Origin of the sequence: Alterirhizorhabdus solaris (genome assembly GCF_007785815.1) — a bacterium.
Lineage (GTDB): Bacteria > Pseudomonadota > Alphaproteobacteria > Sphingomonadales > Sphingomonadaceae > Alterirhizorhabdus > Alterirhizorhabdus solaris.
Window position 1 is genome coordinate 1 of record NZ_VNIM01000137.1, and the last position, 8,898, is coordinate 8,898.

Genomic DNA, 8,898 nt, shown 5'->3' on the forward strand with positions numbered 1-8,898 from the left:
GTGGTGGCGATCCTGGGCGCACGCCACGGCCGCAGCGCGCGCACGACAGCTTTTCTTTCGGTACTCCGTCAATCGCTGGCGCCCGTGCCGTGGCGACTTTCCGTCACTTGAGCCATGGACTTTCCTAGCCAATATATGAGCGAGCAGTTCCAGCGGTTGATGGCCGACAATGGCGTCACCTGCTCGATGAGCCGGTCGGGCAAAGTCTGGGACAACGCGGCGATGGAGAGCTTCTTCTCGTCGATGAAGACCGAACGGATCGGCCGGAAGACATATCGAACGCGCAATCACGCGAAGGCAGACGTGTTCGATTACATCGAGCGCTTCTACAACCCGACACGCCGGCACTCGACCTTGGGATACCTCAGCCCCATGGACTTCGAGAAGCAGGCTCATGTAGCCAAACTTGGTGTCCATGGGACCGGCAGCAGCTCAGCCTTCCTATTATTCCATGATCGCCGCTAGCCGGAGAATGGACGTCGTAGTTGATCACCTCGATAGAGCCGGCTAGGCATGCTGGCCGTTCTAACTTCGCGCAACGGCGCAATCCGAACAACATAAACAACAAGGGTCGCATATGTCCGAGAACGACAACACCGCTGCCGAGTTTCTCAGCCTTACCACCGACATTGTTGCCGCGCACGTGGGCAACAACCGCGTGGGGACAGACGAACTACCACAGCTCATCGCCGCCGTGCACGATGCATTGGCCGGGCTGGGTGCTCCCACAGCGCCCGAGCCCGCTAAGCAGGAGCCGGCGGTATCGGTGCGCGCCTCGGTAAAGGCGGATTACATCGTCTGTCTAGAGGATGGCAAGAAGCTGAAAATGCTTAAACGTTATCTGCGCACCAACTACGACATGAGCCCCGACGATTACCGCCACAAATGGGGTCTTCCCAGCGATTACCCGATGGTGGCGCCGAACTATGCAGAAAAGCGCCGCACACTGGCGCATTCTATAGGACTTGGCCGTAAGCCAGCCGCTCAGGCGCCGGTGGCGGACGAGGCCGAGGTGCCGGCCGAGGAGCTTACTCAGGCGGAAGCCCCCGCCGAAAAGCCACGCCGCGGGCGGCCGCCAAAGAGTGAAGCTGCTGCGTCCGCAAAGCCGCCCGCGCGAAAAGCTGGGCCCAAAAAGCTGAAGGGCGCCGAGGCGTTTGCCAAGGTGCACGGCGAGCCAAACTAAGTTGACAGAGTAAGGCAGGCCGCCGTCATTCGGCAATTGATCGAGGTCCAGGAACGACTGGCCGTAGTGCGGCGATCGTACCCGTCCAGCAGGCCGACAGTAGGACGAAGACGATGACTGCTGCGGAGGGCCGGTGACATCCCGGTAGAGGTGGCCGCCCCACGGCGGCTACCCGAGCCGGCACTACTCCGCTTCTTCGATGTCCGCATCCACGCTGTCGGCAAATTCCTGCGCCGCGTCGCGATCTTCTTCGCTGACGAAGGCTTGGTCCACCTCGGGTGCCGTACCCAGCATATACATGAGGCACCACAGACCGAAGCGTCGCTCCTCGTCTTTTTCCATCCCAAACTGGAGCCGTAGACGGGTCGTGCCCGCCACCAAGGCATCGGCCGAAAGCCCTTCGAGATCAACGGTACCGAAGAAGCGCATGAGGAGCTGGTCAAAATCCATCGATCACCCTTAGCACGCCGACGCGTGGATGAACCACTATCTACGAGGGCGGGACACGCAGCGAGGCGGCGCGGATCGGTGGTGTCACGCTCCAGATCGTGCGGGATTGGGTTGTGCGGTTCAACGCCGACGGGCCCGCCGGACTAGTCGATCGCAAGCCGCCGGGTTGTTGCCCGACCCTGAGGCCTGTATCGCCGAAGTCATCGCCAAGGTCGCCGACGACTGGCCTGCCAGCCGCTGGGACGAGCTCTTGCCGTGGAACTGGGCCTGCGAACCTGGCAAGCTGGCGACATGAGCGCCGAGACCATTGCCCGCCTGCATATCGTCCTGAGCGGCATCGAACCCGTGATCTGGCGTCGGGTCGACGTGCCGGTCACTGCCAGCCTCAAGATGCTTCACGACATCGTCCAGACCGCGATGGGCTGGGAGAACTATCATCTCTGGCACTTCGAGGCCGGCGGCCTGCGCCACGGCTTGCTGAACCCGATGTGGCCCGACAGCGGCATGGCAGCCGCCACGAATGTGAAGCTCGCCGCCCTCCGCGACCGGGGAATACGCGAACTCCTCTACACCTACGACAACCTATCCATCGCCAGACGCTCTATTGCTGTGTGGTCAAGCACCGTTCCATCGGCTCGGACAATCGAGCATCTAGCAGCAAAATCCGGTGAACCTTCGTCAATGTAATCCACCAAGGCGCCAAGTTGACCTTCCGTGGGGCTTACTCCTCCCCGGCGGCCGGACACACGCAACTCGCACAGCTCTTCCCAACGAACATCCACCACAACCTATTGTCCATCTTGAAGTAGGAGTTGCCATACCGGCTGATTATGATGAGCGACAGATGTGTTCCTTCCCGATTGAAAACGGCAATCAAAAAGGTCGGCGCCACCTCGCAACGAAGGGTCAGATGAGAGCGCGAGAGCGTTCTCAAACCCCTTTAGTACGTGAAAAATGCAGAGGCGCGTCACGAACCGGTATGAAGCAACCATGAGCTCAGTGCCGGCTTGCAGAAGTGGCGGGCAAAGCGCGCTACTGGCATAGCGAGCCGGAACATCGAAGCGCCGGTACCGACAAGGGAGACGCTAAAATGGACGGCACCAGCATGTCACGGCGTCGGTTCCTCGATCTGGGGCGTGATGCCTCCGCCTTCACGCTCGTCGCGGCTGCCGCCCCCGCCGCCGTGTTCGCGCAGACGAACGGGCGCGGAAAGCGAAGCATGTCGCCGACCGCCGCCAGCGCGGTGCATGGTTTGAGCGTGAGCGTGGGCGCGGGCCTGCGTTCCGAAACCTGGTTGAACGGCATCCTGCTCGCGCGGACCGAGGCAGGCGAGATCGGCGCACAATCGCTCGCAATCCAGCACGACATGCTGCCGGGCGGGAATCGGGCCGAATTGCGGGTCGCGTTAGCTGGCATGAATTTGGAACAACCCCCTGCGCCAATATCGGGCTCACTGCCGGCCGCCGCCAACGCTCGACTGCTGCTGCAAATGGACGAGCCGCACCGCGCCGGCGACACCCTGGATATCACCACCCGTGATGTCGATCAGGTACTCTGGCCTCCGGCGGATGAGGATGGTCCGGTATCGTTGCCCCATCGCCTTACCTTGACGTTCGCGCCGTTATTCCCAGTCGTAGCACCGCCCTGGGCGGAAGCCACGCGCGTTTTGCCCGAAGGCATCGCTGAGGCGGTTTATGCCCGCATGGCCGAACTCACTGCGATGCTGCGCAACGGCGACCTTGAGGCCTATGAGAATGCCGGGGCGGTACGCCGCGAGCACATGGCGCGTAGTTACCCGCTTGGTCCCAACGCGGAGGCCGCACGGGCGCAGGATCTCCAGCTGCTCAAGATGATGCACTCCGAGCCAGGCTTCACCGCCACGCTCCTGCCAAGCAACGAGGCGCGCTACCGAACGATGGCAGGCGGCCGCCTGATGGAATGGACCAACGCTGCCGGTGAGGGAGCCCTGACTATCGCCAGCCGCGGCGTGCGACCGAGCCCGGTCAACATGCAGTTCAGCCTGGTTGGCGGCAATCTCGTGATGACCCGCTGAAGGGCCTCAATCCGGCACAGCATCCGTGCCAGGGTTCCTCGCGTTTATCCGTGTCCGCTACCAGGATCACGGCAGGCGAGCTCGCCAGCTTGCCTCGATCTTACTATCGGAGTTGGATACATAGTCAGCCGTAAGGTTGCACGAAGCGCCTGTCTGGATGCGCCCTAGGCGAAGTTTCCACCCGTCGAAATCGACCATGCCGTTGCTGAATAGCTGAGAGTTGCCGGGCATATCGGCAACTGGCACCGGGCCAAACTCTGCTTCATTGCGCTTGACGAGAGCCATGAAGGCAGAACGACATGCGGGACCTTGGGCCGCGAGCCTCGTGCGCAGCATCACTGCGACGACGCGGCCGCCGTGCGTTCCGACCTGGATCAGCGTGTTGGTATCGAGCCTGCCGACGTAAACATCCTCCCACGGCGTCATCACGGCCATTCGGTCCAACCTGCTGTCCGCCATGTCGTTGAGCGGATGATCCGCAGATGTGGGTAGAAACACCACATCCCCAGCGATGCTGTTTAAAACCCGTTTGGCCTCAGCCTGGGTCATCTCCAGGCGAACCGGGCCGTAGCCGCCAAGCCGCGGGGAGACCGGCAACGCCTGGCCTGTCATCGCACCTGGGCTTCCCGTCGCCAGCAGAGCCTGCTCCCTGGCACCGAGCAGAAGCGCTACGCCCGCCCAAAAAGCCCTTCGGTTCATAGTCCGTCCTAACTCGCCCTGCTTCTAATGCTTGCCCAATTTCAGTCCGAACAGGAGCGACGCCACATACGCCCATGAGAGAATGCCGAGAACAATAATGACAATCGATCCGCTTCGGCCGATCCTGCCGAACAACGCGAAGAACAGCCAGACCACGTAGGTCACGATTGTCCAAACGCCCGCAAGGATCGCCAGTCCTACGATCAGGGCAAGCACACGAATTGCCATCGGAGCCTGCATTGACATGTCTCCCCGAGCCGGATGCGTCTACGGTGGTGGCGGTATGCATGACCTTGCAGCGCCTACCAAGCCTGATACAACAGGCCAGCTATGACCATCGGCATCAACGATACAGCGTTTGCGGTGATTGATTATAAACAGCCGTCGTGTTTCTGGTTCGATCGCTGCCCTTGCACAATTCCAGCATCATTCGGTGCTAAAGTATTGATCGGAGCGGCTGACACTTTCCCACTAACGAACGTGACGCGGGATAGCCGGGCGGAACAGGGATCTTCCGATGCTTGCCGATGACCCGTTTTCCCGAACCCTGTTCCCGATTGTACTTTCCGAACTGAAGAAATTACATACCCATCAGCGAGTTCAGTGAAATATTTGGCGGGCTAGACCCACAGTCAGCTGGCCAAAGCCTGACAGTCCGCACCTAGAAGCGGACAACCGTTCATGTAGACTGCTTGAGCGTGCGATCGTCAGTTCGTGCGATTGTGAGCAAGTGGATGACATTCGCGTTGCGGTGGGCGGGCATCTTCAACGCTGCGATCCTACTTGCTTGCGGGACTGTAGCTCACGCCGCCAAGCTCGAGCAGCTGCCATGGGCCGTCCCGTCCGATGTTGTGGTCGAAAACCGCGAGCTTGTAGTTGAGAGTCATGGCGCGCGCCTCGCCAGAGCGCATCCGAACTTCGACCATCCATTCAGCTGAAACGCGCAGCATCGCACATGATAACGCCCTCGATCCTGTCGAGGCCCGCTTGCGATCACACGCGCATTGCCGCCACGAACGCCTGGAAGGCGGCAGTCGGTTGACGTCGGCTGGGATAGTAGAGGTGGTTGGGCGCTAGTATGGGTGCCCAGCCGGCCAGCACTTCGACCAGCGTACCGTCGGCCAGTTGCAGCGCGGCATGTGGTAACGGCAGGCAAGCCACCCCCATCCCTACCACTGCGGCGTCGCGCATAACGTCGATATCATTGGTGATGAAGTCGCCGCGGACTGCACGTTCCACCGTCCGGCCATCCCGCTCGAATTCCCAGCGGTGTACGACGCCAGAGGACGTGTATCGGTAACACAGGCACCGATGCGTGACGAGGTCATCGGGATCGACGGGAGCCGGGTGATCGGCGAGGTAGGCCGGGGCGGCAACGAAGACGAGCGGCACCGGCGCGCTGATCCGGACTGATATCATGTCGGCCTGCAGCGTTTGCTCATGCCGGACGCCGCAATCGAAGCGGTCGGCGACGATGTCGACGAAGCCGTCATCGACCACCAGTTCGACGGCGATGTCGGGATAGGCGCGCGCAAACTCGGCGAGCCGCGGCAGGATGGCGTAGATGGCCGCAACCCGGTGCGCGCTGACCCGGATACGCCCTGCCGGCCGTTCGCGGGCGTTGTCCAGGTCGGCCAGCGCGCTCGCGACCGAGGCGATCGCGGGCCGCAACCGCGCCAGTAGTTCCTCGCCGGCGGGCGTCGGCGCCAGCGAGCGGGTGGTACGATCGAGCAACCGAACACCCAGTTTCGTCTCAAGTGATCGCATTGCATGGCTTAAGGCGGAGGCGGACAACCCAAGCCGCGTCGCCGCCCGTGCGAAGCTGCCAGCCTCGACGATCGTTTCGAAAACCGCGAGACCGGACCAGAGATCACGATCCATTCCTGAACATCCTTCAGCAACCCATGCGCCGCAGATGACCTAATCCTGATGCCGTCCTGCGTCCATCTGGAGGCCACAGAACGCAGGATGCTATCATGAAACTCGACACCTATCGCCCGCTCGGCCGCTCCGGCCTTCTCGTCAGCCCGCTGGCACTCGGTACGATGACCTTCGGGACGCCGCGATGGGGGCTGGACGAGAGCGGCAGCCGCGCAGTGTTCGATCGATACACCGATCTCGGGGGCAATTTCATTGACAGCGCCGACGTCTATGCCGGCGGGCGATCAGAAGAGATGGTCGGCAAGTTCGTCGCCACGCAGTCGTCGCGCGATCGGGTGATCATCGCGACGAAATCCGGGTTTGCGACCGGCCGCGGCTATCATGCAGGCGGCAATGGCGCGCGCCACATCTTGGCGTCCGTTGAAGGGTCGCTCCGCCGACTCCGGACGGACTTCATCGACCTGTATTGGGTACATGTCTGGGACGGCATCACGCCGCCCGAAGAACTGCTGCGGACGATGACCGCGCTCGTCGCGGCGGGCAAGATCCGCTACTGGGGCATATCCAACACCCCGGCCTGGTACGTCGCCGAACTCGCGACGCTGGCGCGGGTCCAGGGCGATCCGGCGCCGATCAGCCTACAATATTTCTATTCGCTGGTCGAACGCGGGGTCGAAGCCGAGCACCTGCCGCTCGCGCGATCGGCAGGCATGGGTCTCGTGCCCTGGAGCCCCCTCGCCTATGGCCTGCTCACCGGCAAATACGACCGCGCGACCGTCGAGGCGGGTACGAAGCGCGCGGGCGGCGTCCCCAACCAAGCCGGGCAGGACGACGCGGCGCGGCCCGCCAACGACAAGCGGCTCGATGGCGACAATCCGTTCGGCGACACGCTGTTCACCGAGCGCAACTGGCAGATCCTCGACGAACTGAAACGCGTCGCCGCGGAGATAGGCGAGACGCCAGCACGCGTCGCGCTGTCCTGGGTGGTCGGGCAGCCTGGCGTCACATCGACGTTGATGGGCGTGAGCCGGGCGGAGCAGGTGACCGACAATGCCGCCGCACTTGGCCTTACCCTGCCACCCGATCCCCGTGCTGCGCTCGATGCGGTGAGCGGTGGCAACCTGCCGTTTCTCTACGGCCTGTTCGCCCCTGCCGTGCGCAACCAGGTCGTCTTCGGCGGCGGAGACGTTCGAAGCTGAACCGTCATCCTGGAGCCGCTCGCCCGAGAAGAAATCTACGCGTGGTCGGCTCCAATCGACAAACTCCGCGTTTGAAGCTGTCCGGTCGGCAGTAAGTTCGTTTGCTGCACGCCGGCACGGGGATAGTCATGCGGATCGGAATCATCGGGGCGGGAATGGCGGGCCTGTCCTGCGCGCAGGCGCTTCGTCATCAGGGTCACGATGTCATCGTGTTCGACAAGGGGCGCGGGCCGGGTGGCCGCATGTCGACCCGCCGCATCGATACCCCGCTGGGTGAAGCCGCGTTCGATCACGGCGCGCAATATCTGACGGCACGCGACCCCGCGTTCGTCGCGCAGGTCGAGCGCTGGGCGCAAGACGGCCACGTCGCGCGCTGGTCGCCCGCCGGCTCGGATGCGTGGGCCGGGACGCCGGCGATGAACGCGCCCATCCGCGCGATGGCGAGCGACGGCGACGTCCGTTGGAATACGGCCATCGACACCCTGTTCCATGACCGCGAATGGCGGATCGGTGACGAACGGTTCGATGCGGCGATCGTCGCTGTACCGGCGGAACAGGTCGCGCCCTTGGTCGCCGCCCACGATGCCGCGCTAGCCGATGCAGCGCGCTCTGCGGTCTCCGATCCGTGCTGGACCGTCATGGCAGCATTCGACGGTCCCGTACCGATCGATGGCGATCGGCTCACGGATATCGGCATCATCGAATCCGCTGTCCGAAACTCGGCCAAGCCAGGGCGGACCGGACCGGAGGCTTGGGTGCTGCAAGCCAGCGCCGAATGGTCGCGCGCGCATCTCGAAGATGATCTGGACATGGTCGAACGCACGCTTCTTGCGGCGTTCGCGGACCACAGTGGCGTCGGGTCGCCTGCCGTCATCGCTACCAGCGTTCACCGCTGGCGGTATGCGAAGGTCGACGCGTTACACCGAGGTGCAATCTGGAACACGGATATCCAGCTTGGCGCCTGCGGCGACTGGCTTCTCGGACCGCGGATTGAAGCCGCTTGGCTTTCAGGGCAGCGACTTGCAGCGTTCCTGAGACCAACAGATTGGATTGTCTCCGAACAGAAGCTCTTACGCTGAGACCCAACTGCGGACATTCACAGCCTCTCGCCCGCTTCTCGAAAGCGGACGCCCATTCAGGGACCCGGCGCGGCCGATTCTAGGCTGGAAACGGACTGGTAGCTTCTAACCGCTCAGATGCGGGAAGCGGACATTAGCATTACAGTTGCGATTCTGCCATGAGGTGAGCCCGGCGGGCGGCGGCTTGATGCGCTCTGCGCCAGCATGACCATGCGATGATGTAGGCGGGTAGGATACGACGCTGGGCAAGTCTGTTCGCGATGCGGCGGACTTCCTGGATGGACCAGCGGATCAGATCCGGATGGTCTTCGTCCGCGGTCTTTTTGGGGGCGTCACGTCGTTGGCGCGGTATCG

The 8,898-nt window shown here is 62.8% G+C and carries 10 protein-coding genes and 3 pseudogenes; 7 read left to right on the top strand and 6 right to left on the bottom strand.

Annotated elements, in window-relative coordinates; genetic code table 11:
* Positions 1 to 117: 117 nt before the first annotated feature.
* Positions 118 to 402: pseudogene (locus FOY91_RS19685) on the top strand (integrase core domain-containing protein); the annotation flags it as partial.
* Between the two features lie 175 nt (positions 403 to 577).
* On the top strand, positions 578 to 1,183 hold the full coding sequence (locus FOY91_RS19690) for a Ros/MucR family transcriptional regulator (protein ID WP_145155535.1): 606 nt from the start codon (positions 578 to 580) through the stop codon (positions 1,181 to 1,183).
* Between the two features lie 183 nt (positions 1,184 to 1,366).
* Here the strand turns inward: FOY91_RS19690 and FOY91_RS19695 are convergent, their stop codons facing one another.
* On the bottom strand, positions 1,367 to 1,633 hold the full coding sequence (locus FOY91_RS19695; RefSeq protein ID WP_145155537.1) for a hypothetical protein: 267 nt from the start codon (positions 1,631 to 1,633) through the stop codon (positions 1,367 to 1,369).
* 38 nt (positions 1,634 to 1,671) lie between these two features.
* Between FOY91_RS19695 and FOY91_RS19700 the strand changes: the two are divergent.
* From FOY91_RS19700 to FOY91_RS19715, 3 genes and pseudogenes are all read left to right on the top strand, one after another.
* Positions 1,672 to 1,788: pseudogene (locus tag FOY91_RS19700) on the top strand (helix-turn-helix domain-containing protein); the annotation flags it as partial.
* A gap of 100 nt (positions 1,789 to 1,888) precedes the next feature.
* The gene (locus FOY91_RS19710; protein ID WP_238995805.1) at positions 1,889 to 2,320 is read left to right on the top strand and encodes a plasmid pRiA4b ORF-3 family protein; all 432 of its coding nucleotides are present in this window, start codon (positions 1,889 to 1,891) and stop codon (positions 2,318 to 2,320) included.
* 403 nt (positions 2,321 to 2,723) lie between these two features.
* A complete protein-coding gene (locus FOY91_RS19715; protein ID WP_145155541.1) occupies positions 2,724 to 3,686 on the top strand; it encodes a hypothetical protein in 963 nt (320 codons plus the stop codon).
* A gap of 66 nt (positions 3,687 to 3,752) precedes the next feature.
* Here FOY91_RS19715 and FOY91_RS19720 read toward each other — a convergent pair whose 3' ends face one another.
* The 4 genes from FOY91_RS19720 to FOY91_RS19730 all read right to left on the bottom strand — a co-directional run bounded on the left by FOY91_RS19720 (position 3,753) and on the right by FOY91_RS19730 (position 6,266).
* Positions 3,753 to 4,298, bottom strand: coding sequence for a hypothetical protein (locus FOY91_RS19720; protein ID WP_145155544.1), 546 nt, complete (start codon positions 4,296 to 4,298; stop codon positions 3,753 to 3,755).
* Positions 4,299 to 4,409: 111 nt separating this feature from the next.
* Positions 4,410 to 4,625: a hypothetical protein gene (locus FOY91_RS19725; protein ID WP_145155546.1), complete on the bottom strand. Its 216-nt coding sequence runs from the start codon at positions 4,623 to 4,625 to the stop codon at positions 4,410 to 4,412.
* A gap of 539 nt (positions 4,626 to 5,164) precedes the next feature.
* Entirely contained in the window at positions 5,165 to 5,335 is a 171-nt protein-coding gene (locus FOY91_RS21850) for a hypothetical protein (protein WP_162527289.1), read from the bottom strand.
* A 43-nt stretch (positions 5,336 to 5,378) separates the two neighbouring features.
* Positions 5,379 to 6,266 (bottom strand): LysR family transcriptional regulator, encoded by an 888-nt coding sequence (locus tag FOY91_RS19730; RefSeq protein WP_145155548.1) that lies wholly within the window; start codon positions 6,264 to 6,266, stop codon positions 5,379 to 5,381.
* 95 nt (positions 6,267 to 6,361) lie between these two features.
* Here FOY91_RS19730 and FOY91_RS19735 point away from each other — a divergent pair, with 95 nt between their 5' ends.
* Positions 6,362 to 7,465, top strand: coding sequence for an aldo/keto reductase (locus FOY91_RS19735; RefSeq protein ID WP_145155550.1), 1,104 nt, complete (start codon positions 6,362 to 6,364; stop codon positions 7,463 to 7,465).
* Positions 7,466 to 7,593: 128 nt separating this feature from the next.
* The gene (locus tag FOY91_RS19740) at positions 7,594 to 8,544 is read left to right on the top strand and encodes an NAD(P)/FAD-dependent oxidoreductase (RefSeq protein WP_145155552.1); all 951 of its coding nucleotides are present in this window, start codon (positions 7,594 to 7,596) and stop codon (positions 8,542 to 8,544) included.
* Between the two features lie 139 nt (positions 8,545 to 8,683).
* Here FOY91_RS19740 and FOY91_RS22110 read toward each other — a convergent pair.
* Positions 8,684 to 8,898 (bottom strand): annotated as a pseudogene (locus FOY91_RS22110) (hypothetical protein); the annotation flags it as partial.